Consider the following 25,330-nt stretch of genomic DNA (forward strand, 5'->3'; position numbering starts at 1 on the left):
AGTAATCTTAGGTGTCCCTTTGCCTTTTAAGACAGTAACCTCACAGACCAGCTATAGAGAGGCGGTCGTTCTTTCTATCGATACGAACTCTTCTGGTTCTTTCACCGTCATCCAGTTTTATTCTGTAATATTCTTTGTCAATAACCCATCCTTTAGAATGCGCAAATGATTTTGTTCCCAATACAGTAGCTCCATTGTAGAGCTGGGCTATTTCTAATTGGACATCATGAGGTAATCTCATATTTTTAAACTTCTGCTGAGAAGAAATAAGATCGCCATCTTTATTGAATCTTGCGGTCAAATGTCCTTTATCGCTAAGGAAATTCACTTGAAATTCAGCATAATCTTGATCTGCATTATCTTTTACGAATGATTCAATGTCAAAATTATTTTTCATGAAAACCAATGCGTCGTTCCCAAATTCTCCCACTTTTTTTTCCGGAATCTGAATAACCAGAGTCTGAGTTGCGGGATCCAGTTTCATAGAAGCTTTTTTGTACTCTACTTTAGCCTCATCTAATAAGATCTGTGAATTACCTGTTGCAATAAAAGCTAGCAGGAAAACTCCAACAATTAATTTTTTCATAGCACATGTATTTTAGATTAATATATGGTAAAGTTACTATGAGAAAATAATTTAAAATACTACCCAGGTAGCATATCGTGTTAAATGCTAATGTGCTGAAGCCCCGTTATTGTTGGCTTTAGAGAGCAACAGGTCCAGATCTTTGATCTCAACCTTATTCCTTCCCAGGCTTATAATGCCATCATTTTTGAACTCCTGTAAGTGACGGTTCACTACGGCCCTGGTAGATCCTATTAGATTTGCCAGCTCTTCGTTGGAGAGGTCATTGATCAATTCAAGTTCCTGAGATTCTGCATTGATATTGCTTAAGATCAATCTGGCCAGTCTGGTGGAAATATCTATTAGTGTTACGTTGGAAGCATAGGTTTCCAACGTTCTCATTTGATTACTTAGGTAAGGCAGCAGATTTTTGTTGATTTGAGGATGTTCCTGAACCCAGCTTTTCATTCTGTTCATTGGAAGGGAAAGAAGGACCACCCGGTCGAGGGTCTCATAGTATACATCATGCTCGTTGCCGTCCAGGAGACAAAGCGTGTCAAAGGCATCGTTTTTCTTCAGCAGGAAAAAAGTAAACTCCCTGCCGCTGTGCAGATCGATCTGATAAACCTTCAACCGGCCCGAAATTATGAAATGAAAAAAATTGGACGTCCGCTGTTTATAAATATTACAGGTGCTCTTTGGCCAAATGACCTCTTCGAGTTCATCTAAAAGTTTCAACAACTCATTTTCAGGAAGATCTTTAAGCAATTTGTTGCCGGCGAGATTACCTGCATATTTCCTCCTTTTTCTTTCAGTCAACATACTTCCAACTTTTATTCAAATCTGGTAAAAGGGGGTGGTATACAGCTTTCACAAAGTTAACTATTTTAAAATCAGCTGATTGTTAAAAGTCCAATTTTGTTTTTTTTCATTTTCTGATGGTTTATTTTGCTTCAACCTTTATTTCAGCTATTTTTGCAAAATTGCAATCGAAAGAAAAATTGAATGGCGCAGGATACATTTGGGATAGTTGAGAAGAAAATAGATAAGGAACTTTATGAGTACCAGCAACAGGATATCAATAAGATATTCAAGGTGCTTGAGGCACACCCGGAACGTTACAACCTCCTTTACCAGTTGCCCACCGGTGGCGGTAAAACAGTAATCTTTTCCCAGATCGTTCGCGAATACATTCAGCGTACCAATAAAAAGGTGCTTATTCTTACCCACCGTATAGAATTGTGCAAGCAAACCTCCCGCATGCTTACCGGCTTTGGGGTCCACAACAAGATCATAAATTCCAGCATCAAGGAGCTTCCAGATCAAAACGAGTATATGTGCTTTGTTGCGATGGTTGAAACCCTGAACAACCGCCTCAATGATGAAAAGGTGGAGCTTGAAAACCTGGGGATGGTGATCATAGATGAAGCCCATTATAACTCCTTTAGGAAGCTGTTCAAGTTCTTCAACAAGTGTTTTATTCTAGGAGTTACGGCTACGCCTCTTAGCTCTAACATCAAGCTTCCTATGAAAGACAATTACAGGGAACTTATTGTGGGAGATTCTATTTCCAGTCTTATTTCCAAGGGATTTCTTGCAAAAGCGAATACCTACAGTTTCGATGTTGGGTTATCTACCCTGAAGGTGGGGATCAATGGAGATTATACCGTAAAGTCTTCAGAAGAGTTGTATTCCAACTTTAGTATGCAGGAAAAACTCCTGGACGCTTATATGGAAAAGTCCCAGGGTAAGAAGACGCTTATCTTTAATAATGGGATCAATACTTCAAGGGAGGTCTATGAAACCTTTCGCAATGCCGGACTCGAAATAAGGCATCTGGACAATACCACCAGTAAGCAGGACCGAAAAGATATTTTGCGCTGGTTCAAGAAAAAACCCGATGCCATTCTCACTTCAGTGAGTATCCTTACCACAGGATTTGATGAACCCACTGTTGAATCCATTATTCTCAACCGTGCCACCAAGTCCCTTACGCTTTACTATCAAATGATTGGGCGGGGCTCCAGGGTACTGCCGGGAAAAACGGAATTCACTGTCATTGACCTGGGTAACAACGCAGCCCGCTTTGGATTATGGAGTGCACCAATCGACTGGAAACAGATCTTCAGGTCTCCAGATTACTTCCTGGAGAATCTTATTAGTGATGAAGAAATTGAGCAGAACTTTCAGTACGAAATGCCGAAAGAGCTGCGGAAAAAATTTTCCAAAACCAAAGATGTGTCTTTTAACGTTGATGATGAATACGACGATATCATCAAAAAAGGACTTAAATCAAAAACTGTTTTAGAACGCTCCCTCGAGCAGCATGCCCGCATGTGTGTGGAAAACAGTGAAGATGTATTTGATGCAAGATTACTGGCAAAGGAGCTGGAGGAGGATATCGCCTACAGAATAAGAAAATACTCTTACTGTATTAGTAACAGTACCAAGAACTACAGGGATTGGCTTAAGGAAGACTACATGCGTAAGCTAAGGCTGAAGATCAACCAGGCAGACTTTTAACTTAAAGAAACATTTGGTATAGTACTTCTCTAAAAGGACATTTTTGAGACCCCTTCTGTAATTCTGGAGGATTATTTATACGTCTTACAGTTCTACCTTCGTACTTCTACCTTCGTACTTCTACCTTCGTACTTCTACCTTCGTACTTCTACCTTCGTACTTCTACTTTCGTACTTCTAATTTCGTACTTCTAATTTCGTACCTCTACCTTCGTACTTCCCTCAATTTTTCTTTTTAAAAAGTCCTTTGATCTTTTTAAAGAGCCCTTTCTTTTCCTCTTTTTGGCTCCTCTTGGGTGAATCGGCTTTTGTAAATAACCGCTCGAGAAAATTATCCCTTTTTTCGGGTTCACAGTCGAGCATCATTTGAACAGTAGGGGAGGGAGCGGGAAATCGAGCCTCTGTGATCTCACTGAACTGAGGGTCTGCATTCATTTTTTGCATTAGTAGCGCAAAGGCCGGTAAAGCTGAATTCGCTCCCTGGCCTATATAGGTAGATGGGAACCCAATCCTGGCGTCATCGGCACCTGCCCAGGTGACAGAGACAAGGTTTGGAGTAATTCCCACAAACCACCCATCCCGGTTGTTCTGAGTTGTTCCGGTCTTCCCGGCGATATCATTTGGAAGTTGATATTTATATCTCAACCTGGCAGCTGTGCCATAATCGACAGTACCCTTCATCATTTCGATCATTACCTGGGCAGTGGTATTGGAAAAAGCAGGTTGGGCAGCGATTTCAGGTTTGAACTCGGCAATTACATTTCCGTGTTTATCTTCTATCCTGGTTAGATAATAGGGTTTTGCAGCTTTTCCCTTGTTCAAATAACTCGAAAAAGAGGAGGCCAGTTCTGAGGCGCTCATTTCGGCTGTGCCTAAAGCAATTGAAGGGTAGGCAGGAAGATCTTCAGGAAACATCATCTTTTTCGCCTGGGAAAGTACATTCCCCAGCCCTACATCAAAAAGGACCTTTACCGCTATAGTGTTAATTGAATTTGCAAGAGCATAGGCCATAGAATAATTCATGTAAGGATCCTCTTCTTCACTGCCGGAGTTTGAAGGTGTCCACCCGCCTTCGTAGGTAACTTCCCTAACAGAATAATAGGTGCAGGGATCAATACCTGCTTCTACAGCTGCAGTGTATACTATAGGCTTAAAGGTAGAACCTATTTGTCTTCGGCTCTGGGCGACGTGATCATATTTAAAATACTTATGATTTATGCCTCCTACCCAGGATTTCACAGCACCGGTTGACGGTTCCATGTTGATCATGCCCATGTTCAGGAACTTCATGTAATGCTGAAGGCTATCGGCTATACTTGCCTGAGTCAATTTTTTCTGTCCCCAGTCAAAAAGTTCCATATCAGTTTTTCGGTGCAGGGAATCCATTATTTTTTCCCTGCTCCAACCGGCAGCTGATAAGGTTTTGTATTGCTCGCTTTTTTCCAGTGCCTCATTTAGCAGGTCATCTCTGTGCCAGGGAGCTCCTTTCCCATAAGCTTTCTCAAACTGCTTTTGCAGGCTGCTCATATGTTCCTCCATAGCTTCCTCCGCCAGTTCCTGCATTTCATAGTCTATGGTCGTATGAAGTTGCAGTCCATCCCGATAAAGGTTATAAGGTTGTCCATCGGGGTTTTTAAGGGTGTCAAGTATCTTTTCAACCTCTTTCTTTAAATGGGACCGGAAATATGGAGCGACGCCTCCATTGTTGCTGAAATACTGATATTCCAGATCCAGGGGTTTTGACCGGTATTTTACATATTCTTCGGAAGGCAAGTAGCCGTATTTGTTCATTTGTGACAACACCACGTTGCGGCGCTGCAGGCTCCTTTCAGGGAAGAGTCGGGGGTTGTAATAATGATTCGCTTTTAACGATCCAACAAGGGTTGCCGCTTCCTCCAGCTCAAGATCTTTGGCCGGAGTGCTGAAGAATTTCATAGCAGCACTTTCTATTCCGTAGGTATTGTCGCTAAAGGGTACTGTGTTGAAGTAAAGACCAATGATCTCTTCTTTGGTATAAATGTCCTCCAGGCGTTGTGCAATTACTGCCTCTCTCAGTTTGTTTACAACAATACTCAAATGCCCGTAGTCCTTTCTACCAAAAAGATTCTTGGCAAGTTGCAAGGTAATGGTGCTTCCGCCTCCCGAAGATTCATCTCCCATTAAAATGGTCTTAAAGAAAACCCGTAGCAAGCTTCTGTTATCAATGCCTGAATGTTCGTAGAATCTTACATCTTCAGTAGCAATTAAGGCATCAATTAAATGTTGAGGTAGTTCATCATAAAGAACCGGTTGCCTGTCAAAAATGTAATATTTACCTATGAGCTTGCCTTCAGAAGAAAATACTTCTGTAGCTTCGTTTTGCTGTAAGTCCTTTAATTCCGTGCTGCTTGGGATCTTTCCCCACCATCCCCAGTAAATACTCAGGTAAAAAGCCCCGAAGAAGAGAAATATTCCTAAAAGCGCACCCAACACCCATTTTTTGACAGGTGTCAATTTCACGTTTTTCAATTTCATAGGTTAAGTGTCTGCCAAAGAAACGAAGACTTGCAAAAAATATTCCTGAAGTTTTAAAAACTTTAGGAATTCATACTTCATAAATCCCTGCTAATGTTTTTGAAGGAAAGTTTAAATCTTTTTGGCAGCCGCCCAAATTCCCTAATTTTAAAGAAAATGAAAAGGATGAGCCATAAAAAGGTCGTTTTCTTAATTACCGGTGGATTAGTACTGGTAGTCCTGGTCTTCATTTACACCTTTGTGGGTGAGGCTGAAAAATACCGGTCTACCATCTCATCTTCGGTTACAATTGAAAAGACCTGGAAATTGCCTTCGGTTCTAAAAGAGGTTTCAGGAATTGCATTTTTGCCACCCAATAGACTCGCCTGTATCCAGGACGAAAGGGGAAGCATCTTTATATACAATCTCGATAACTCCAGTCTTGAACGTGAGATTGGGTTTGGTGGCCGCGGGGATTACGAGGGAATCAGTATAAAGGGAAGTACAGCTTATGTTCTGGAGAGCAACGGGACTTTATATCGAGTTACTAATTTTATGGAAAATGCCCGAACAGAGAAATTTGAAACCTTTTTATCTTCCAAAAATGACACAGAGGGATTGTTTTACGAGGCAGGAAAAAACAGGCTTTTAGTTGCGGTTAAAGCCGAAGACCCTCATTCTAATGATCAAAAGGGGATCTATGCAGTAGAGCTGCCTTCCATGAAAATGGACGAGACTCCGGTCTTTAGTTTGACCTTCAAAGAGAAAATATTTGATGAAATAAGGAAAAAGGATGTGGAAAACACCTTTTTTCCTTCGGAAATTGCCGTAGATCCTTCAAGCCGGGATATCCTGATTCTTGAGGCACGGGAACCCAAACTTCTTGTGCTGACCCCCGAAGGAAAAGCAAAAGCCTTACACGTTCTTAGCAGGGAGTTATTTCCCCAGCCCGAGGGTCTTACTTTTGATTCCTCGGGACGGCTATATATTTCCAATGAAGGAAGACCTGCAACGGTTCACCGTGTAACTCTAAACCACAAATAGTTCTATGCCAGATCCTGTTGAAACACCCTCTGTCAAACAAAGTAAAGCTCCACTTTATATCTCCCTTTTTATTATTGCTGCTTTGGTGCTGAGCTATTTTTTTATTCCGCAGGTGCAGGAATTCCTTAATAATGGCTGGAATGCCCTTACCAGTGGCGATGAACAGCGTACAAGACAATGGGTCTCACAGTTTGGATGGTTTGGACCGGTGGTCATTGTGATCACCATGGTCCTGCAGATGTTTTTAATTGTAATTCCCACGCCTGTCCTAATGGTAGTAACGGTTCTCGCTTACGGCCCCTGGATAGGAGCTGCCATTTTGTTTGTAGCCGTTTTTGTGGCTTCCAGTATAGGTTACTTTATAGGCCGGTACTTTGGCCCCGTAATCGTTGAAAAACTGATAGGTCATAAAAATGAGAAAAAGATCTCTGAATTTATTGAGGACTACGGCTTCTGGACAGTGATTGTAGTAAGATTGAGTCCTTTTCTTTCTAACGATGCAATAAGCTTTGTAGGTGGGGTGCTAAAAATGGGATACTGGAAATTTATTGGCGCGACGATGATCGGGATTTCTCCCTTGATCCTCTTCATAGCCTATCTCGGTGGAGACTATGAGCGCCTCAAAACCGGACTCATCTGGGCTTCAGTGATTAGTTTAATCTTATTCATCGCTTTCGTGTGGTGGGATAAGAAAGTAAGGTCTGCTAAAAGCTAATTCCATTTCACTCTTTCAGGAACCTGCTCTTGATAATATCATTGTTTTTCAGTTAAAACGATATTTTAAAATTGACTTTCCTGTGAGTTTATTCCGATTAATTCATGATGGAACGTTTTTTTTGCTTTAATTTTATATTTCAATTCTTTTCTTTCCCCTAAGAACCTTGCTCCGGCAAGTACTTCCCTGTTCTGAAGAATTGCTCCTTCCCCGGGTTATTGTCAGAGTGTTTATTAATCACTTAAATTTTTATATCATGAAGAGATTTCAACTAAGACTGGTTCCGGTAATTCTTTCAGTTTTTATTTTTTCCCTTTACAGCTGCAATGTTTATCATACCGCACCTGGAACAATTAGCGAAGCTGTAGAGTCTCAAAACAGGGTGAAAGTGGTAACGAAAGATAATAAGTCTTTTGAGCTGAAAGGGCTTTACAAGGAAGGGAATGAATTAGTAGGCATTGCCGGAAAGAATTCTGATGCTGTGAAAATATTGAATGGACGTTCACAGGAACCCGATGGACAGAATGTAAAGATAAGATTTCAAAAAGATGAGATCCTTGCTGTATATTTAAAGAATAGAAAGGCTTCCAGATTAGTGAATTATGGCGTTCCAGTAATAGGAGCAGCAGGATTGATCACTGTCACCTCAAGTGACTTTAAACCAGACGTGGGATATTAGAACATTTAAAAAAAGAGGGTCATATTGATGAACCCTCTTTTTATACGCAAAAGGAAAGCCGATCATTGCTTTTCCTGAAACTGTTGTGCCACAGCCTGAACTTCATCGAGTACCCTCAATAAATTCTCGCCCCAAAGTTTTGCAATTTCTTCTTTGGTATAGCCTCTTTTTACCAGCTCCAATGTTACATTGAAAGTTTGTGAAGCATCACTCCAGCCTTCAACACCGCCACCTCCATCAAAATCTGAACTAATTCCTACGTGATCTATTCCAATTTTCTTCACCAAATAATCTATGTGGTCAACGAAATCCTGAACATCAACGGGAGGTACTTTATCCTTTAACTTCTGGACCTTTGGCTGTGCCAGTTTTCTTACCCTCCTGTATTCTTCATAGTAAGCTTCCTGTTGCTCGGGATTCATTTTTCTTACTTCATCCCGGGGAAGGATCTTAAAGCCGATTCTCTGTCCTACCTCCCGGTATATCTTATTCACTGCTTCGTCATAAGCATTGTGCTTTTCTGTATTGAGATAAGAATCAAAGGCTACAGTTTGTACTACACCGCCATTCTGTTTTAGCCATTCCAGTTGTTGGTCATCAAGATTGCGACTGTGGTCACAAAGAGCCCGCGCAGATGAGTGAGAGGCGATCAAGGGAGCTCTGGATATTTCGATCATTTGTCTCATTGATTCCTTGGAAGGGTGGGAAATATCGATCATCATTCCCAGGCGGTTCATTTCTTTAACCACCCGTTTCCCCAGTTCACTCAAACCTCCATGTAACCATTGATCACCCGCTTCACCGGTATTGGAATCACAGAGCTGGCTGTGCCCGTTATGAGAGAGTGACATGTATCTTGCTCCGAGATCATAAAACTTCTTCACGTTGGCAATATCGGTGCCTATGGGATAACCATTTTCAACTCCAATCATTGCTACTTTTTTTCCTTCGGCAACTAATTGCCGTACCTCTTCACTTGTTGTAGCCAGTCCTATTTCACCGGGAGCAATTTCTTTCACAAGCCGGTGAATTGCCTCAAACTTTGTCATAGCCTGCTCATGCGCAGCTTTAAATCCTGCAGGAGTAAGTTCTCCCTGCCCTGTATAAACTATGAGCCAGGTAACATCTACACCACCTTTTTCCATTTTTGGCAGGTTTACCTGGGTCTCAAGGTCCTGGGTGTAATTTCTGTTAGTAGTAAAGTTCTTGGTATTGATATCATTGTGAGTATCAATGGTAATGACTTCATCGTGGATTTGACGGGCTTTTTCCATGATTTCTTTGTCTACAGACTGGGAATTTGCGGCAAAGGCGGTGAAAAAAATAAGCAGGTATCGTTTTGAAAACATATAATGAGATGGTTTTAAGTCGCTCAAAATAGCAATTATTTTTTATTTCTTCTTAAAGGGCTGGAATGGGAGTTGAAGATTTTTTACGTCCAGGGGGAAGCAGGTTTTCTCCATTTCATTCGGTTATTTATTTTCTTCTTTATACCTTGTTAAAAATTTAACACGATTTGTTTAGTTAAAGTTTCACTTAAACAGGCAGCTCATGAAAATTAAATATTGCAGAAGTCTCATCAGGAATAATTACGGCTATGGTCTTACAATGATCATTCTCGGAATATTTGCCGTGTATATTAACAGTAGTTCCATCTTTAGCTATTTGTGGATCTTTTTGGGAATTCTTCAGGCAGAGACATCCTATTATCGTCAAACCTACCAATACCTAACCATACAGGAAGATAAACTTATAAGACATAGTCTTATTCCTAAGAGTATCGCTGTTGCCGATATAAAACGGGTGAAGAAATATGTGAATAGTTATAAGATCGAAACCAATAACCAGTCCATGCGCATTGAAAAAGATTTTATTGACAGAGAGTCCCTTAAGAGACTAAATCTATTCCTGGAGAGATTACAGCCTCAAATTTCCGGAACTCTGGGATAAGCTGTGGAAACTTTCTTCCTATTAGATTTTGTTCTCATCTTTATCGCTTTCTGGGGGTGGGCATTACTGGATCTAATCTTTTCAAACTTCAGAAGGAGCAGATGGAAGATTGCATGGTTTCTTGTGATCGTCTTCTTTCCGGTAGTGGGTTCCATGCTCTATTTTTTGTTGAGAAAAGACTTTCAATTGAAAAGAGGGAGAATCTTTCAGCCCTATTTCAGGCCCGGCGCTAAAAAATAATTTACATTTATATCCTTAAGCAATAGTTCTGCTTCCTTTATTATGATTTCAGAAAAGGTTCTCGAAACTGAACGTCTCTACCTGCGTCCTACAGGTATTGAAGATGCTGCTTTCATCTTTGAGATATTCAACACTCCAAAATGGCTCAAGTACATTGGAAACAGAAATCTTACCTGCGTAAAAGATGCTGAAGATTATATTGTAAAGAGAATGCTTCCGCAGCTGGAACGACTGGGGTTTTCAAACAATACTGTTATAAGAAAAGCGGACGGAGCAAAGATTGGCACCTGCGGACTTTACGACAGGGAAGGGGTTGAAGGCCTAGATATCGGTTTTGCTTTTCTCCCTCAATATGAAAGGCAGGGTTACGCTTATGAAGCCGCAAACAGACTGCTGAAAATGGCACGGGAAGATCTCAAGATTTACGACATGGCAGGAATAACTTCAAAAGATAATACTGCTTCCCAGAACCTTCTTAAGAAGCTTGGGCTTCGGTTATCAGGTGAAATTCGTCTTCCCAATGAAGAGGAGGATATTCTTTTGTTTAGAATCCCGGTAACTCCAGATAAATAAGAATTTTTCAGCTAAAAATCTTAGGTATTTTCTAAATTTAGCAGAGGTTTCAAAAATGACATTTTTTGAACCTATTAAAAAATATACCACTCTTTAAAAATATCAGTTCATGACCAGATTTCTGTTCCTTTCGTTTTTTTTATACATCAGTTTTTCTTCAACTGCACAAGTCATGACTCCCGAAAAGCTGTGGTCTCTCAAAAGAGTTTCGGCAGTTGGGCTCACTTCCGATGGAGAAAAGGTAATCTACCAAACCCGGTCTTATGATGTGGAGGAGAATACGGGAACCTCCAAAACATTTATCATCCCGGTAAAAGGTGGCGAAGCGGTACAGATAAACAATGTGGATAGCATTTTTAGTGACGGAAAAACTTCAGCTTCAGGAAAATGGCGAATAAATCCAAAAGAAGTGAAAGTAGAGCCGGTGACAGGTGAAGATTTTTATCCTGACCTGGAAAAATCTGATGTCTACATCTATGATGACTTAAATTACCGGCATTGGGACACCTGGGAAGATGGAAAGTACAGCCATTTGTTTCTTAAGGATCTTTCGACTGGGGAAGAGCGGGACATTATGAAAGGAGAGCCACACGATACGCCATTACAACCTTTTGGCGGGCCCGAAGATTATATATGGAACAATGAAGGCACTAAGGTCTATTATGTATCAAAGAAAGTGAAGGGAAAGGAATATGCTGTAAGTACTAATACAGATATTTATGTGTATGATCTTGCTACAAAGACTACCTCAAATCTTACCGAAGCCAATGAGGGTTATGATACACAACCTGCTTTTTCAAAAAAAGGTGTGCTTGCATATCTTCAAATGGATGAGCCGGGCTATGAGGCCGATAAGAATGATATCATTATTCTACAGAATGGTAAAAAGACCAACCATACGAAGGCCTGGGACGGCACTGTTAGTAGCTTCATTTGGAGCAATAATGGTGAGAAGATCTACTTTGTGGCGCCGGTAATGGGAACAAAACAGCTTTTCGAGCTAAATCCTTTCGGTAAAAAGAATTCCGAAGTTAAACAACTTACACAGGGGCAATTCGATATCACAGGAATTGTGGGGCAGTCCGGCAATAAAGTGGTGATCTCAAGAACAGATATGAACCATGCGGCTGAGATCTATACTGTGGACCTAAAGTCCGGAAAGCTTATCCAACTTACCCATGTCAATGATGACTTTTATGATGGTATTGAGTTAAGCAAAGTAGAAAAAAGAATGATTCCCACTACAGATGGGAAGGAGATGCTTACCTGGGTGATCTATCCACCAAACTTTGATCCAAACCAAAAGTATCCAACGCTCCTGTATTTACAGGGAGGACCTCAATCCCCTCTGTCACAGTTCTATTCCTTTAGATGGAACTTTCAATTAATGGCCGCAAACGGTTATATTGTGGTGGCGCCAAACAGGAGAGGAATGCCGGGTCATGGCGTGGAGTGGAATGAACAAATAAGCGGGGACTGGGGAGGACAGAATATCCGGGACTACTTATCGGCTATTGATGCTGTAAGTGAGGAGCCATTTGTGGACAAGGAAAGAATAGGCGCCGTAGGTGCCAGTTATGGAGGTTATTCGGTGTTTTTTCTTGCGGGCAAACACGAAGGACGATTTAAAACTTTTATTGCTCATGACGGGATCTTCAATACCCGAAGCATGTATGGGACAACAGAAGAACTTTTCTTTGTAAATAAAGACCTGGGAGGACCTTACTGGCAGGTTCCTGTTCCAAAAGCTTATACCGAATTCAACCCTATCAATTTTGTGGAGCAATGGGATACTCCTATAATGATCGTACAGGGAGGAAAAGATTTTCGCGTTCCTGTAGGCCAGGGATTGGAAGCTTTTCAGGCTGCACAGCTCAAGGGACTAAAGAGCAAGCTGCTTTATTTCCCTATGGAAAACCACTGGATCTTAACGCCGCAGAACGCTCTGGTATGGCAAAAGGAATTCTTCAAATGGCTGGAGGAAACCCTTAAGTAGGTGCTCCTGGAAATGCTCCCGACAAAAACAGAAAGGGATTTTTTTCTGAAAAACTTTTCTTTGAAGGTTAAAATTTTAACTAATTTTAACCTTCAAATAAATTGTTGAATTAATGAAAGTAAGGACCTGCCCAAACTGCGGTTATAAATATTCATTTTGGCTACATCTTCGGAAGCACTTTTTTCAGAACGTTTTTTCTGCCTGGGAATGCCGGAATTGTGGTGTGAAATTGACTGTAGATGCCCGAAGAAGGATCCTTTTGGCCGTGGTGGGGATTTTTCCTATTGGTGCATTGCCTATAATGACAGATTTTTTAATGGGTTATTACCTGGGCCGGCCGGTGAGCTATACTGTCTCGGTGATCCTGGTAATAATATGGGCAACTTTTATCTTTAGCCTGGATCATTTCCATTTGGCAGAAGGGGAGACCATCAATGGAAAAAAAGAAAAAGCCTGATCTTTCCCAGGATTAAAGTTTAGTATCAGGGAAAGAGTCTTATGACCTTAAACTCTAAACATTAGACCTTAGACCTTAATCCTTAATCCTTAACCCTTAATCCTTTATAGAATGGATTATTTTACACTGGCCCGCGTTCTACATGTTCTGGCTGTAGTGCTCTGGATAGGAGGAGTCGCGATGGTTACTACGGTAATTATTCCCGCTGTCAAAAGAATGAGATCTGTAGAAGAGCAGATGGAAACTTTTGAAAAGATCGAAGGGCGTTTTTCCTTACAGGCCAAAATTACCACCTTAATAACAGCGATAACAGGATTTTACATGCTCCACCTTTATGGGTGGGACAGACTGTTCTACTTAAGGTTTTGGTGGATCCACGCAATGATCCTGGTTTGGCTAATATTTTCTATTGTTCTTTTTATCCTGGAACCTATCGTGTTGCATAAATTGTTCAAAAAATATGCAGCAAAAGATGCAGGAAGAGCTTTCAGGATAATTCATCGCGCTCATTGGGTGTTGTTGATCCTGAGTCTTATTACAGTGTTCGGGGCAGTTGCAGGTAGTCATGGCTGGTATATTATCAATTAATTAACTAAATTGGAGGATAATTTTAACCGGATGACACAATACTATTACTCCGACGGGCTTGAAAAGCACGGGCCTTTTTCACTGGAAGAACTAAAGGCTAAGCGTTTAAATCGAAAAACTCTGGTGTGGCACCACCCGCGGGAAAAATGGATCCCGGCTTCCGATTATCCCGAATTAGCAGACACTTTGAGTGAGGATCCACCTCCAACAGAACCGGGAGCTTTTACTTCCTCATCCCGAGCCGATTCTTATGCCGAAGACAGAAAGCTTCCCCGCACCTGGCTTGTAGAATCAATCCTGGTAACACTTTTCTGTTGTTTGCCTTTTGGAATTGTAGGTATTGTAAATGCAGCCAGGGTAGAGACCCGCTATAGCTGTGGAGATTTTGAAGGTGCGGTAAGAAGCTCTAAAGAAGCCGGTAAGTGGACACAAATCGGGTTCTGGATTGGAGTTGCTGTAATAGTCATTTATGCTGTTGTAATGGTATTTGCCATCGCCCTTGATTCTTAGAAAAAAAATACGATATGGAGCTTTTGCCCTGTTCTTCATTGGGCTGGCAATGATTTATGCCATTTTTGATCCTGCCCTGACAAATATTTTTCCTTCCTGCCCATTTCGTTCCCTTACCGGGTTCTTGTGTCCCGGCTGTGGATCGCAGCGGGCCTTGCATCACCTGCTCAACCTGCAAATACAAACTGCTTATTCTTACAATCCTTTGCTTATCATTTCCCTGCCTTACGTGATGGCAGGTGCTTTCCTGGACCGCTCACCTGTTTCTTCTAAAAAACTTAAAAACCTGAGACAATTTTTAATTGGGAAAAATGCTATACTCGTAATATTGTTCATCATCACTTCTTTTTGGATCTTAAGAAATCTCTAGTTATGCCTTTCAAAAATGTCATTTTTTTACTTTTTTTTTCTGTGACCTTTCCACTAATGGCACAGCATCCTGATACTCCAAAACTCGAAATCTTTGAAATAGTAGCACCGGGACTTGATAGTTTAAGAACGGTACGGGTACATCTTCCTGAAGATTATAAAGAGAAAAAGAAGCATTACCCGGTTCTCTACATGCACGATGCCCAGAATTTATTTGATACCGCCACCGCATTTGGAGGTGAATGGCAGGTAGATGAATTCATGCAGGCTCAAAAAGGGCAAAAAGTGATCGTGGTAGGTATTGACCATGGCAACGAAAAAAGAATTTCTGAACTCACCCCATTTCCCAATGAAAAGTATGGTGGAGGGGAAGGAGCAGCATATGTCGATTTCCTGGTAAAAACTTTAAAACCTCATATTGACAGTACTTACCGCACCCTTCCCGAAGCTGAAACCACCGCTGTTGCAGGGTCCTCCCTTGGCGGCCTTATATCATTTTATGCTGCACTCACTTATCCTGAAATATTCGGGAAAGTCGGAGTCTTTTCACCCTCTTTCTGGTTCAGTGAAAAGATCTTTGATTTAGCTGAAGCGGCTAACATTCCCGAAACCACCCGATTCTATTTTGTAGGCGGGACAGCAGAAAGTGAAGAAATGGTGGCAGACCTAATGAAGATGAAACAGATCCTGTTAAGGCAAGGTGTCCTGGAAGAAAACCTGAAGGTGAAGCTTGTACGCGACGGGCAGCACAATGAAGCCTTCTGGAGCAGGGAATTTCCTGAAGCTTTTCAATGGCTTTTTTCAGAAAGGGAAGGTCAAAAATAATCTGTCCCAAAAAAGCTATTTTTGAAGGTGCATGAATTGTGCATCATCAAATCTGAAATATTTTGCCTAGACCACAAAGATCGCTTGAACCTAACAGGTACAAATTTAGAGAAAGCTTTATCTCCCTTAAGTTTGTTCCCAGATTTTTCGGGGAGATCAGGAAAGTAAATCCGGGTCTGTTCTATATCACTTTACTTTGCCGCCTGGTGAATGCAATTTTGCCCGTACTCATGCTTTGGGTGGGGAAATTAATCATCGATGAGGTGGTGCTGCAAATAGCAGCCGATGTAAAAGATCTCGACAGGCTCTGGGCTCTCGTTGCCGCCGAATTTGCCCTGGCTGTTCTCTCCGATCTTCTTAGCCGTGCCATTAGCCTGAGTGACGCCTTGCTGGGGGATCAATATTCTATAGATACTTCGGTAAGGATCATCAAGAAAACTTCCGAAGTGAACCTTGACGAGCTGGAGGATTCGGAATTTTATGACAAGCTGGAAAGAGCGCGGCAGCAAACTACAGGCAGGGTGGGTCTTATGTCAAACATTCTCACCCAGGCCGAGGATATTATTGTCATCGCTTCCCTGCTGGCCGGAGTTGTGGCTTTTGAACCCTGGCTCATAATTTTACTGGTGGTTTCCATTATTCCCACTATGATCAATGAGATAAAATTCAGTGGGACCAGTTATTCTCTTGCCCGCAGCTGGACACAGGAAAGGCGGGAGCTTGATTATTTGAGGTATGCAGGGGCCAGCGACGTGACAGCAAAAGAGGTGAAGCTTTTTGGGCTGTCGGGTTACCTGGCCAATAGGTTTAAAGGACTGTCAGATCAATATTACCATCAGAGCAAAAAGCTGGCAAAGCAGCGTGCGGGATGGGGCTCTTTTTTTAATATTATAGGAACCTCAGCTTATTACGGAGCCTATGTTCTCATTATTTTCCGAACCGTACTGGGTGTATTTTCCCTTGGGGATCTCACCTTCCTTTCGGGCTCTTTTAACCGGCTAAGGCAAAAACTTCAGGGATTCTTTACCCGGTTCACCGTAATCACAGAAACTGCACTTTACCTTCAGGATTATTTTGATTTCCTCGATCTCACCTATCATGACCCGGCGGCGGGGGGATCAAAACCCCTTCCGGAGCAGATCCGGGAAGGATTCAGTTTTAAAAATGTTGGATTCAAATATCCGAAGTCTGAAAAGTGGGTGGTTAGAAACATCAACTTCAAATTAAGGGCCGGGGAGAAGCTTGCTTTTGTCGGGGAAAATGGTGCGGGAAAAACAACTTTAATAAAACTCCTGCTTCAGTTCTATGAACCCACCGAGGGAGAGATCCTTTTGGATGGAGTTCCTATTAAACAGTATGACAGGGCAGCATATCAAAGATATTTTGGGGTGATATTCCAGGATTTTGTGAAGTTCGAGCTCACACTACGGGAGAATATTGCCATGGGTGAGATCACACAAATTGAGGACCAGGACAGGATCGAAGGTGCAGCTCAAAAAAGCCTGGCAGACCAGGTGGTGCAGGACCTGCCGTTTGGCTATGACCAACAATTGGGAAAGAGGTTCAAACAGGGCAAGGATCTTTCAGGCGGGCAGTGGCAAAAGATCGCCATTGCAAGAGCTTATATGAAAGATGCAGAAGTCCTCATTCTTGACGAACCCACTTCGGCCCTGGACGCCCGTGCCGAAACGGAAGCCTTTGACAGGTTCATAAAACTTACCGAAGGAAAGACTGCAGTGATCATTTCTCACCGCTTTAGTACAGTGAGGATAGCTGATAGAATCATGGTGCTTAAAGATGGCGCTGTATTGGAAATTGGAACTCATGAGGAGCTAATGAATAACAACAAATTATATTCGGAGCTTTTTAACTTGCAGGCTGCAGGATATAAATAAGGTCTTGCTCACTGACGGGATATTTGTCACCCATCAGTTAAGAGCTCCCGAAACTCCCGAACCGGCAGCTTTTTGAAATTTTTTTAAAAAAAATGAAATTTCGGAGTAACATTTCCCCAAAAATGCGTCAAACAGTTAGGGTATTTTTCTAAAAAATGAAACTAGAAGAGGCCATTGAAAGGCTGGACCGCTCACTGGGACATCCTGGCACAAAAGATTCGGTCAAAATTAAGCAGCGGTTTAGTAATATTTTGCAGGAAGTAAAATATAAAGATCTTCCTCCGGAACAACTTGCTCTTCTTGAACATGAACTGGATTCCATATTTGCAGGTCTCGACCTCGAAGAAGAGAAAGCCACTCAATACCTCAAGAGCCACCTTAAAGATTTTTTAAAGTTTCTCCGTATCAATTTTGCCCTGTTGCCCGAGGGCTATTGCGCATGGTATGGAATGAGGCTGGGATTGGCATTTGGAACCCTTCTAATGCTCATCCTCATAATTTATACCCAATCTACTTACAAATTTTACGCTCCTCTTGGTGGTCTTCTTCTTGGGGTAATGATAGGTTCTGTTTTTGATCGAAGACAAAAAGCCAGGGGCAGAGCCCTGCTTACACGTATGGTCTAAAGCTCCCAAAAATGGTAAAGTCAAAGACACTTTTTTTTGCAGCCCTGGTCCCACCACAGGTAGTGAAAGAGAAAGTGAGGAATTTGAAACTGGAGATAAGGGAAAAAGTCGGGGCTGCTCACGCCCTAAAACTTCCTGCACATATAACTCTAATCCCTCCTTTTTGGCTTCAAAACAGTCAGGAAAAAGAATTCCTTGAAGTTCTAAGAGTAGTAGGTGACAAGCAAAAATCGTTTCCGGTGGAGCTGAAGGATTTTGGACGATTTGATCAACGGGTGATCTTTTTAAATGTTGTAGATCATGCCCCTATCCAGGAGCTACATAAGATTCTGTCCCAGGCCTTAGAAGAAATCCTGTCGCCAGCGAAAGAAAAAAAGCTGCATCCCCACGTAACTCTTGCCGCCCGTGACCTTCCGCGAAGCCAATTCAAAGTGGCATGGGAAAGGCTCAGGGAGCGAAAAATCCATCTTTCCTTTGAAGCTAAATCGATCACAGTTTTCAGGCACAATGGGAAGACCTGGGATGTCCTGGAGGAAATATTTTTTAATAATGAGAACTACAGTTGATATACCGTAGTAGAGAATCGAAAGCTATCTTAACATAATTTTATAGCTACCCAATCGTACTTCCCTGCTATTAAACTTAATTTAGAGGATCAATTAAGCGACATCTGTGAAAAATCCTCTACACAATTTATGGCTGTTCCTTTTCTTGTGCAGCATTTCCTTAGCAATCCCTTTACAGGCACAGGAATCTCCCGAAGTAGATATAGGAGGAGCCTTGCGTTTCAACTATAATCTTTCTTCCTGGAAGCCCGAACAAAAGAAAAGAGGTGGAGATTTTGGCTATGATATGTTCAGGATCAACGCCGTTGCTGCCTACCGCGGGATCTATGTCAATGCCGAATACCGCCATTATTCCGAAGCATTTGGAGGAGGAATGCTAAAGCAGGGATGGTTTGGCTATAAGTTCAATGAAAATGAGGAACTGCAGGTGGGGCTTACCCAGGTGCCTTTCGGGATCCAACAGTATAATTCCCACAACTGGTTCTTTAATCTGGGCTATTATGTGGGCCTGGAGGATGATCATGATATGGGCGTGAAGTATATGAATCTTGGAGATACCTGGGAATATCAATTGGCTTACTTTAAAAATGCTGAAGAACTCAGTTTTGGGAATACTTCTGCAGTATCTCCCAGCAGGTATTCTTATGATGTGGCGGGAAATAATAAAGAGGTACACCAGGCAAACGCAAAGCTCCTGTACAAATGGGGAGATAGTTTACAGTCGCAACTGGGGGTTTCGGGCCAGTATGGCGGGTTATATAATATTGTAACCAGGGAATTGGGAGACCATTATGCCCTGGCGGTGCACTACGAAGCAAATTATAAGCTGTGGAATCTGAAGACAGAAGCAATGGTGGTTTCTCACAATCCCGAAAACGCTGAAGGTAATTCCGAAGAAGTAATTACCATGGCTGCTTATGGTGCTCCTTACGAGGTCGCGGCCGATTTCAACCTGTACACCATCGCTATCTCGCGGGATGTCCCGGTGAACTGGGGCCCTGTGTCTAATCTGCAGTTTTATAATGACTTCGGTTTCATGCAAAAGGAACAGAACTCATTTGAAGACTCTTACATGAATGTGACCGGTATCCTGGTGACGGCAGGGAACCTATATACATATATAGATTATGCTGCCGGTTATAATCATTCCTGGCTGGGCGGAAATTTTGTAAACGATTTTGCTGAAGGAATTCCCGATGCGAAATGGGAGGCGAGGTTCAATATTAACTTCGGGTATTACTTTTAATAACCGAATCGAATTCTAAATAGGAGACCATGACAAAAAAGATCGTAAGAAGTGACGAACGAAAATCTATTATGGGGCTCAACGTGAACGGTCCGGTATTTTTTAGTTCTTCAATTATCATCATTATAAGTATTGCTCTAACCCTCATTTTTGAGGAGCAGGCTGAAGGTTATTTTAATGATATACAGGCTTTTGTGTCCAATAATGGCGGCTGGTTCTTTGTGCTGTGTGTCAATATCTTTCTCATCTTTGTCCTCTATCTCGCCTTCAGTAAATTCGGAAATATCCGGATAGGAGGAAAGGACGCCAAACCTGAATTCAAGACCATCTCCTGGTTTGCCATGCTTTTTAGCGCAGGAATGGGGATTGGATTGCTCTTTTGGAGTATAGCCGAACCGGTGACACATTTTATGAATCCGCCGCTTACCGCGGGTGGAACTCCTGAAGCTGCCCAGGAAGCCATGAATTTTACTTTTTTGCACTGGGGCTTCCATGCCTGGGGGATCTATGCTCTGGTAGGCCTTTCCCTTGCTTATTTTACATATTCTCACGGATTACCGCTCACCATTCGATCGGTTTTCTATCCCGTTCTGGGTGATAAGATCTACGGAAAGAGAGGAGATCTTATAGATATTTTCGCAGTTCTGGCTACTTTGTTCGGTTTAGCGACCTCGCTGGGATTAGGAGTGCAGCAAATAGCTGCAGGACTGGCCCATGTCTTTGGAGTTGACAGCGGAATTGTTACTCAGGTGAGCCTTATTGCCGGGATTACTGCTATAGCAACAATATCGGTAGTATTGGGCGTAGACAAAGGGGTGAAATTTTTGAGTGAGTGGAACATGAGAATAGCCGTGTTGCTGTTGCTCCTGGTAGTAGTATTGGGCCCCACAATCTTTATTTTCCAGTCCTTTGTGCAGAACACCGGGAACTATTTGTACAGCTTTCTGGAGATCTCTTCCTGGACAGAGAGCTATACGGGCAATAACTGGCAGAATGCATGGACCGTGTTCTATTGGGGCTGGTGGATCGCCTGGTCTCCTTTCGTGGGGATGTTCATCGCCCGTATCTCCAAAGGAAGAAGCATAAGGGAGTTCATCTTAGGCGTTCTCATTGTGCCCTCGATCATTACCTTTTTCTGGATCTCTGCCTTTGGAAGTACTTCAATCCAGCAGGCTTTATTGGGAGATGAAACAATCATAAACGCTGTAGATGACAACGTGGCCACGGCCTTGTTTGTTTTTCTTGAGGATTTTCCATTCGCGGTGGTCTTGAACATTATTGGGGTAGTATTGATCGCCGGCTTTTTTGTTACCTCTTCAGATTCCGGTTCATTAGTGGTTGACAGCCTTACCTCTGGCGGGAAAATTGATGCCCCTGTGGGCCAGCGTATCTTCTGGGCAGTAGCCGAGGGTGCTATTGCGGCCGTTCTTTTGATAGGAGGAGGATTACAGGCATTACAAACAGCTTCCATAGTTACAGGCTTACCTTTTGCATTTATCCTCCTATTCATGTGCTATTCCCTCTACACCGGCGTTCGGGATGAATATTTAAAGGCCGAAGAGAAAAAGGCCCAGAAGGAACTGGAGAGCTATGAAGAAGTGATCTCTAATATTATCAAGAAAAGGGGAAAAAACAAAAAAGAAAATCTTTAACTAAACTGTCATGAAAAAGATCAAAAATATTCTTGTCGCCCTGGATCTTTCGGCTATTGATCAAAAGCTTATCACTTATGCTTCTTTTATTGCTGAAAGACTTCAGGCAGAGAATGTCTATTTTGTGCATAACATCAAAAAATACGAGATTTCTGAGCTTTTTGAAGAACACCTGAAGGATGTGAACCTGGATGAGGTCATAGGTGATGAATTAAATGAGAAGGTAAAATCCCATTTTTCGGCATCTGCAAACTGGGAGGTCCTTATTTCAGAAGATCCCTACAGCGAATCTCTCTTGAAGTACATCGTGGAAAAATATGGGATCGACCTGGCTATTGTAGGGAATAAGAAGCACGAAAAAGGCACCGGGGTAGTCAGTGGAAAGCTGCTGCGATTGCTAAGGTGTGATATTCTCGCGGTACCCGCAGCTGCAAAGGAAAAGCTGAACAGGATCTGGGCGGGAACAGATTTCTCCCATGATTCCCGAAAAGTTTTTAGGATCACTAAAGAACTTCAGGAAGGACAGGCAGTGGAGTTAAAAGTAGTTCATGTATACAGCGTGCCCGTACAGTTCTCTCCTTATATGTCACCGGAATCAATGGGGCCAAAAGTGGAAAAACATGTCAGGGAAAAATTTGATAAGTTCCTGAAGAAGCTCAACTATTCCGAACCTGTTGAACCCCTTATTTTTATGGGAAGGGAATCGGGAGCTGCACAAAAGATCATGGCTAACCTTAGAAATTCTGATGTAGATATGTTGGTGGTCTCAGATAAAGGTGGAAATACTTTTTCCCCTTTCGCCGTGGGTACGGTAACCGAGGAATTATTTAATGCCAATCTGGATGTGCCTTTATGGGTTGTGAAATAGCTATAATGGGACCCGGGGATAATTCTGGATCTCTTTTTCCTCACCATTTTTCAAAAGAATAATCCGACTGGGACGATTCTCCTGCGCCATAATTTTCGCTTTTTCTATGGCTTCTTCTTCTTTCTTAAAAGATTGGACGGACTCACTTTTGTGGTTGAGAACTTCCCATTTTTCTTCCTTTGTCTTCCATTGCACCCGGTAGGACCGCTCCTTTATAATTTCTTCTTTATTCTTTATAAGTTCAAGAATCATTTTGCCATCACTAAAATTTCCCCCGGGGTAAAGCATAGGTAGTAGTGCGAAAAACACATAGTACATGGAAAAATATGTGAATTGATAAGTCAGCATTCCTTCCTCTAAAACTTTATTCTCTACCAATAAAATAACCGCGATGATACTTAAAAGATTGAATAACGCTCCTCCCGAAAAGATAAGGATATTAGCTACTTTCTCTTTGCGTTCAATATTCTCAAAAGTGCAGAACCCATACCAGAAATAATACTGCCGAATTTCAACTATTCCCCGGTTATAAACCGGCTTCCCACTTCCCACGATGATACGGATGTTTTTTGCCCCCATAAGCCGGGCAAAGAAAACGTGCCCTAATTCATGTATAATGGATATTAGTGGCAATACCAGAAAAAAAGCCAGCAGGAACTTTGGGATGTCACTTATACCAAACATTTTAATTTATTAGGAGGTCATAATTTAAGAAATTCAAAAGCTGCAGGTTCTTAAATCCCCTATAAAGTTCTTTTTTAGGTGCACTGGCCGGTTATATCTTCATGAGTTTAAGTGGAATAGATCAAGGGGTAATTTTCAAGAGCATAGGAGCGTTAACTTTCTCTTCGAAACATGCTGCTAAAGTCAGTCAATCTTGGAGAATTTAATAAATTAGGGAATACAAAAATGATCTAAAGAATGCATTTTCCATTACTCCAGGACATTGTGGTATTATTAGGTTTTTCGGTGGTAGTTGTGCTGCTGCTGCAGAGGCTCAGACTGCCATCGGTGCTGGGATTTCTAGTTACAGGTATAATAATAGGACCGTTTGGCTTTGGGTTGATCGAGAATCCTGAACAAGTAGAGTTACTTTCAGAAATTGGTGTTATTCTGTTGATGTTCGTCATAGGAATGGAACTATCTCTTAAGCAACTGGCTTCCATGAAGCGCACCGTTTTCCTGGGAGGATTCATGCAGGTGGGACTGAGCATTGTGGTGACGGCATTTATTTTCTTTGTACTTGGATCCTCCTGGAATGAGGCTGTATTCACCGGCTTTCTTTTTTCGCTTTCCAGTACGGCTATTGTTCTAAAGATCCTGTATGACCGCAATGAGATCACGGCACCTCATGGCAGAATGGCCCTGGGAATTCTCATTTTTCAGGATATTATTGTAGTACCAATGATGTTAGTTACCCCAATCATGGCAGGTAATTCGGCTAACATCGTTAATGAAGTACTATTTCTTTTGCTAAAAAGCGGACTCGTACTTGCCCTCACCTACATAGGGGCAAAATATCTTGTTCCCAGAGGAATGTTTTTAATAGCCCAAACCAAGAGCAAGGAACTTTTCCTTCTGGCCACCATAGCCCTGTGTTTTACTGTTGCCTTTGTTACGGCTTCGGCAGGACTTTCCCTCGCCTTCGGAGCTTTCCTTGCCGGGCTCATTATCTCCGAATCAGACTACAGTCACCAGGCCACCAGTACAATTTTGCCTTTTAGAGAGCTGTTCATCAGCTTCTTCTTTATATCGATTGGGATGTTACTTGACCTGGATTTTTTCGTCAGGAACGCGGTAATGATCCTGTTGATGGTCCTTGTGGTTTTTATCCTGAAGGGTGGAGTGGTTTCTCTCACTGCCCTTGCCCTAAGATATTCTATGAAGACCGTGATTCTGTCGGGAATGGCACTATTTCAGGTTGGGGAGTTTGCCTTCATACTTTCCCGGGTGGGAATTGAGAATGGACTGCTCTCTCCACAAATGAATCAGTACTTTCTTTCTGTCTCGGTATTCACCATGTTACTAACCCCATTCATTTTCCTGTTTTCAGGAAACACAGCAAATTTTATCTTAAGGAAGTTGGCTCCGGGAGTGGGAGGTAATAAGATTGACAGGGAGGTCTCTCTTTCTGCAGAAGCAGCTAACGGGCCCGAAGATCATTTGTTGATCATTGGGTATGGTATCAATGGTACCAACCTCTCTAAAGCAGCAAAATATGCAGACATTCCCTATATGGTTCTCGAACTTAATCCTGAGATCGTCCAAAAGGAAAAGGCAAAAGGGGAGCCAATTATTTATGGAGATGCCATGCAGGAGCACATGCTGGAGGCTGTGAATGTAAAAAAGGCCCGGGTTGTGGTTATCGCCATTTCAGATCCCAGGGCTACAAAAGCAATTGTCGCAAACATTCGTCATCTTTCTCCTTCTGTACATATAGTAGTAAGGACGCGCTATGTAAAGGAGATCAAAAGCCTGCTTGCCCTTGGAGCCGATGAGGTCATTCCGGAAGAATTTGAAACCTCGATCGAGATCTTCTCCCGCGTGTTGACCAATTTCCTTGTGCCTATCGATGAACTGGAAAGTCTGGTGGATTCAGTAAGGGCAGATAACTATCAGGTCTTTCAGTCCCGCAAACCTCTCAGAACCTTTAGCTCTTCAACTATTCCCGATTTCAAGATAAGTTGTGTGAGGGTCATGGCCGAAAGTGGTTCGGTAGTTGGAAGGACGATCGAGGAGATAGATGTGAGAAAGAAATTTGGGGTCAATGTCCTGGCTGTGTCCCGAAAAGGACAAATTATCAAGACGGTTTTTCCAACTCTAAAATTACTGCGGAATGATCTCGTATTTGTAAGTGGAGATCAGGAGCACATCGACTCCTTCTATAAGGCAGTGACTTAGGTTTACGAAAACGTTTGAAAAACTTCAGTAAAACTGATTCTTATCATTCC

Annotated in this window: 25 protein-coding genes; 20 read left to right on the forward strand and 5 right to left on the reverse strand. The window is 42.2% G+C overall.

Annotated features, from left to right (window positions below):
* Positions 1–40 precede the first annotated feature (40 nt).
* Positions 41–586 (reverse strand): hypothetical protein, encoded by a 546-nt coding sequence (locus VR862_RS00445; protein WP_324718961.1) that lies wholly within the window; start codon positions 584–586, stop codon positions 41–43.
* Positions 587–673: 87 nt separating this feature from the next.
* Entirely contained in the window at positions 674–1,387 is a 714-nt protein-coding gene (locus VR862_RS00450; RefSeq protein ID WP_324718962.1) for a Crp/Fnr family transcriptional regulator, read from the reverse strand.
* A 183-nt stretch (positions 1,388–1,570) separates the two neighbouring features.
* Between VR862_RS00450 and VR862_RS00455 the strand changes: the two genes are divergently transcribed.
* Complete coding sequence (locus VR862_RS00455; RefSeq protein ID WP_324718963.1) at positions 1,571–3,088, forward strand: DEAD/DEAH box helicase; 1,518 nt, start codon at positions 1,571–1,573, stop codon at positions 3,086–3,088.
* A 221-nt stretch (positions 3,089–3,309) separates the two neighbouring features.
* Here VR862_RS00455 and VR862_RS00460 read toward each other — a convergent pair whose 3' ends face one another.
* Positions 3,310–5,601, reverse strand: a complete 2,292-nt coding sequence (locus VR862_RS00460; protein ID WP_324718964.1) for a transglycosylase domain-containing protein — start codon at positions 5,599–5,601, stop codon at positions 3,310–3,312.
* Positions 5,602–5,766: 165 nt separating this feature from the next.
* Here VR862_RS00460 and VR862_RS00465 point away from each other — a divergent pair, with 165 nt between their 5' ends.
* The 3 genes from VR862_RS00465 to VR862_RS00475 all read left to right on the forward strand — a co-directional run bounded on the left by VR862_RS00465 (position 5,767) and on the right by VR862_RS00475 (position 8,018).
* Positions 5,767–6,624: an SdiA-regulated domain-containing protein gene (locus VR862_RS00465; RefSeq protein WP_324718965.1), complete on the forward strand. Its 858-nt coding sequence runs from the start codon at positions 5,767–5,769 to the stop codon at positions 6,622–6,624.
* A 4-nt stretch (positions 6,625–6,628) separates the two neighbouring features.
* Positions 6,629–7,339 (forward strand): TVP38/TMEM64 family protein, encoded by a 711-nt coding sequence (locus VR862_RS00470; RefSeq protein WP_324718966.1) that lies wholly within the window; start codon positions 6,629–6,631, stop codon positions 7,337–7,339.
* A 256-nt stretch (positions 7,340–7,595) separates the two neighbouring features.
* Complete coding sequence (locus VR862_RS00475) at positions 7,596–8,018, forward strand: hypothetical protein (RefSeq protein WP_324718967.1); 423 nt, start codon at positions 7,596–7,598, stop codon at positions 8,016–8,018.
* 62 nt (positions 8,019–8,080) lie between these two features.
* On the opposite strand, the gene VR862_RS00480 is transcribed toward VR862_RS00475, so the two are convergent.
* Positions 8,081–9,367, reverse strand: a complete 1,287-nt coding sequence (locus VR862_RS00480; RefSeq protein WP_324719628.1) for a dipeptidase — start codon at positions 9,365–9,367, stop codon at positions 8,081–8,083.
* Positions 9,368–9,569: 202 nt separating this feature from the next.
* Here VR862_RS00480 and VR862_RS00485 point away from each other — a divergent pair, with 202 nt between their 5' ends.
* The 15 genes from VR862_RS00485 (at position 9,570) to VR862_RS00550 (ending at position 22,379) form a co-directional block, all read left to right on the forward strand.
* Positions 9,570–9,968, forward strand: a complete 399-nt coding sequence (locus tag VR862_RS00485) for a hypothetical protein (protein ID WP_324718968.1) — start codon at positions 9,570–9,572, stop codon at positions 9,966–9,968.
* A 3-nt stretch (positions 9,969–9,971) separates the two neighbouring features.
* Positions 9,972–10,208 (forward strand): PLD nuclease N-terminal domain-containing protein, encoded by a 237-nt coding sequence (locus VR862_RS15600; protein ID WP_416384484.1) that lies wholly within the window; start codon positions 9,972–9,974, stop codon positions 10,206–10,208.
* A 42-nt stretch (positions 10,209–10,250) separates the two neighbouring features.
* Complete coding sequence (locus tag VR862_RS00490; protein WP_324718969.1) at positions 10,251–10,781, forward strand: GNAT family N-acetyltransferase; 531 nt, start codon at positions 10,251–10,253, stop codon at positions 10,779–10,781.
* Between the two features lie 109 nt (positions 10,782–10,890).
* Positions 10,891–12,777: a S9 family peptidase gene (locus VR862_RS00495; RefSeq protein WP_324718970.1), complete on the forward strand. Its 1,887-nt coding sequence runs from the start codon at positions 10,891–10,893 to the stop codon at positions 12,775–12,777.
* Between the two features lie 112 nt (positions 12,778–12,889).
* On the forward strand, positions 12,890–13,234 hold the full coding sequence (locus VR862_RS00500; RefSeq protein WP_324718971.1) for a hypothetical protein: 345 nt from the start codon (positions 12,890–12,892) through the stop codon (positions 13,232–13,234).
* Between the two features lie 111 nt (positions 13,235–13,345).
* Positions 13,346–13,822: a hypothetical protein gene (locus tag VR862_RS00505; protein ID WP_324718972.1), complete on the forward strand. Its 477-nt coding sequence runs from the start codon at positions 13,346–13,348 to the stop codon at positions 13,820–13,822.
* A gap of 30 nt (positions 13,823–13,852) precedes the next feature.
* Complete coding sequence (locus VR862_RS00510) at positions 13,853–14,332, forward strand: CD225/dispanin family protein (RefSeq protein ID WP_324718973.1); 480 nt, start codon at positions 13,853–13,855, stop codon at positions 14,330–14,332.
* Positions 14,322–14,702, forward strand: coding sequence for a DUF2752 domain-containing protein (locus tag VR862_RS00515; RefSeq protein WP_324718974.1), 381 nt, complete (start codon positions 14,322–14,324; stop codon positions 14,700–14,702). The genes VR862_RS00510 and VR862_RS00515 overlap by 11 nt, the downstream gene beginning before the upstream one ends.
* Before the next feature lie 56 nt (positions 14,703–14,758).
* A complete protein-coding gene (locus VR862_RS00520; RefSeq protein ID WP_324718975.1) occupies positions 14,759–15,526 on the forward strand; it encodes an alpha/beta hydrolase in 768 nt (255 codons plus the stop codon).
* A gap of 62 nt (positions 15,527–15,588) precedes the next feature.
* A complete protein-coding gene (locus VR862_RS00525) occupies positions 15,589–17,421 on the forward strand; it encodes an ABC transporter ATP-binding protein (RefSeq protein ID WP_324718976.1) in 1,833 nt (610 codons plus the stop codon).
* 155 nt (positions 17,422–17,576) lie between these two features.
* The gene (locus tag VR862_RS00530) at positions 17,577–18,047 is read left to right on the forward strand and encodes a hypothetical protein (protein WP_324718977.1); all 471 of its coding nucleotides are present in this window, start codon (positions 17,577–17,579) and stop codon (positions 18,045–18,047) included.
* Between the two features lie 11 nt (positions 18,048–18,058).
* Positions 18,059–18,613: a 2'-5' RNA ligase family protein gene (locus VR862_RS00535; RefSeq protein ID WP_324718978.1), complete on the forward strand. Its 555-nt coding sequence runs from the start codon at positions 18,059–18,061 to the stop codon at positions 18,611–18,613.
* A gap of 106 nt (positions 18,614–18,719) precedes the next feature.
* The gene (locus tag VR862_RS00540; protein ID WP_416384485.1) at positions 18,720–19,859 is read left to right on the forward strand and encodes a putative porin; all 1,140 of its coding nucleotides are present in this window, start codon (positions 18,720–18,722) and stop codon (positions 19,857–19,859) included.
* Positions 19,860–19,888: 29 nt separating this feature from the next.
* Positions 19,889–21,511 carry a BCCT family transporter gene (locus tag VR862_RS00545; protein ID WP_324718979.1) on the forward strand — a complete coding sequence of 541 codons (1,623 nt, stop codon included), beginning with the start codon at positions 19,889–19,891 and terminating at the stop codon, positions 21,509–21,511.
* Positions 21,512–21,521: 10 nt separating this feature from the next.
* Positions 21,522–22,379 (forward strand): universal stress protein, encoded by an 858-nt coding sequence (locus VR862_RS00550; protein WP_324718980.1) that lies wholly within the window; start codon positions 21,522–21,524, stop codon positions 22,377–22,379.
* Here the strand turns inward: VR862_RS00550 and VR862_RS00555 are convergent, their stop codons facing one another.
* Positions 22,380–23,063, reverse strand: coding sequence for a site-2 protease family protein (locus VR862_RS00555; protein WP_324718982.1), 684 nt, complete (start codon positions 23,061–23,063; stop codon positions 22,380–22,382). It abuts the gene before it with no gap.
* 237 nt (positions 23,064–23,300) lie between these two features.
* On the opposite strand from VR862_RS00555, the gene VR862_RS00560 reads away from it, so the two are divergent.
* Positions 23,301–25,280, forward strand: coding sequence for a monovalent cation:proton antiporter family protein (locus tag VR862_RS00560; protein WP_324718983.1), 1,980 nt, complete (start codon positions 23,301–23,303; stop codon positions 25,278–25,280).
* The last annotated feature ends 50 nt before the right edge of the window (positions 25,281–25,330 follow it).

Origin of the sequence: Salinimicrobium aquimaris, assembly GCF_035607535.1 — a bacterium.
In the GTDB taxonomy this organism is placed as follows: Bacteria; Bacteroidota; Bacteroidia; order Flavobacteriales; family Flavobacteriaceae; genus Salinimicrobium.

Bases quoted from the DNA above. Each gene is read 5' to 3' on its own strand.
- VR862_RS00445 (WP_324718961.1), bottom strand. From the start codon at position 586: ATGAAAAAATTAATTGTTGGAGTTTTCCTGCTAGCTTTTATTGCAACA.
- VR862_RS00450 (WP_324718962.1), bottom strand. From the start codon at position 1,387: ATGTTGACTGAAAGAAAAAGGAGGAAATATGCAGGTAATCTCGCCGGC.
- VR862_RS00455 (WP_324718963.1), top strand. From the start codon at position 1,571: ATGGCGCAGGATACATTTGGGATAGTTGAGAAGAAAATAGATAAGGAA.
- VR862_RS00460 (WP_324718964.1), bottom strand. From the start codon at position 5,601: ATGAAATTGAAAAACGTGAAATTGACACCTGTCAAAAAATGGGTGTTG.
- VR862_RS00465 (WP_324718965.1), top strand. From the start codon at position 5,767: ATGAGCCATAAAAAGGTCGTTTTCTTAATTACCGGTGGATTAGTACTG.
- VR862_RS00470 (WP_324718966.1), top strand. From the start codon at position 6,629: ATGCCAGATCCTGTTGAAACACCCTCTGTCAAACAAAGTAAAGCTCCA.
- VR862_RS00475 (WP_324718967.1), top strand. From the start codon at position 7,596: ATGAAGAGATTTCAACTAAGACTGGTTCCGGTAATTCTTTCAGTTTTT.
- VR862_RS00480 (WP_324719628.1), bottom strand. From the start codon at position 9,367: ATGTTTTCAAAACGATACCTGCTTATTTTTTTCACCGCCTTTGCCGCA.
- VR862_RS00485 (WP_324718968.1), top strand. From the start codon at position 9,570: ATGAAAATTAAATATTGCAGAAGTCTCATCAGGAATAATTACGGCTAT.
- VR862_RS00490 (WP_324718969.1), top strand. From the start codon at position 10,251: ATGATTTCAGAAAAGGTTCTCGAAACTGAACGTCTCTACCTGCGTCCT.
- VR862_RS00495 (WP_324718970.1), top strand. From the start codon at position 10,891: ATGACCAGATTTCTGTTCCTTTCGTTTTTTTTATACATCAGTTTTTCT.
- VR862_RS00500 (WP_324718971.1), top strand. From the start codon at position 12,890: ATGAAAGTAAGGACCTGCCCAAACTGCGGTTATAAATATTCATTTTGG.
- VR862_RS00505 (WP_324718972.1), top strand. From the start codon at position 13,346: ATGGATTATTTTACACTGGCCCGCGTTCTACATGTTCTGGCTGTAGTG.
- VR862_RS00510 (WP_324718973.1), top strand. From the start codon at position 13,853: ATGACACAATACTATTACTCCGACGGGCTTGAAAAGCACGGGCCTTTT.
- VR862_RS00520 (WP_324718975.1), top strand. From the start codon at position 14,759: ATGGCACAGCATCCTGATACTCCAAAACTCGAAATCTTTGAAATAGTA.
- VR862_RS00530 (WP_324718977.1), top strand. From the start codon at position 17,577: ATGAAACTAGAAGAGGCCATTGAAAGGCTGGACCGCTCACTGGGACAT.
- VR862_RS00535 (WP_324718978.1), top strand. From the start codon at position 18,059: ATGGTAAAGTCAAAGACACTTTTTTTTGCAGCCCTGGTCCCACCACAG.
- VR862_RS00545 (WP_324718979.1), top strand. From the start codon at position 19,889: ATGACAAAAAAGATCGTAAGAAGTGACGAACGAAAATCTATTATGGGG.
- VR862_RS00550 (WP_324718980.1), top strand. From the start codon at position 21,522: ATGAAAAAGATCAAAAATATTCTTGTCGCCCTGGATCTTTCGGCTATT.
- VR862_RS00555 (WP_324718982.1), bottom strand. From the start codon at position 23,063: ATGTTTGGTATAAGTGACATCCCAAAGTTCCTGCTGGCTTTTTTTCTG.
- VR862_RS00560 (WP_324718983.1), top strand. From the start codon at position 23,301: ATGCATTTTCCATTACTCCAGGACATTGTGGTATTATTAGGTTTTTCG.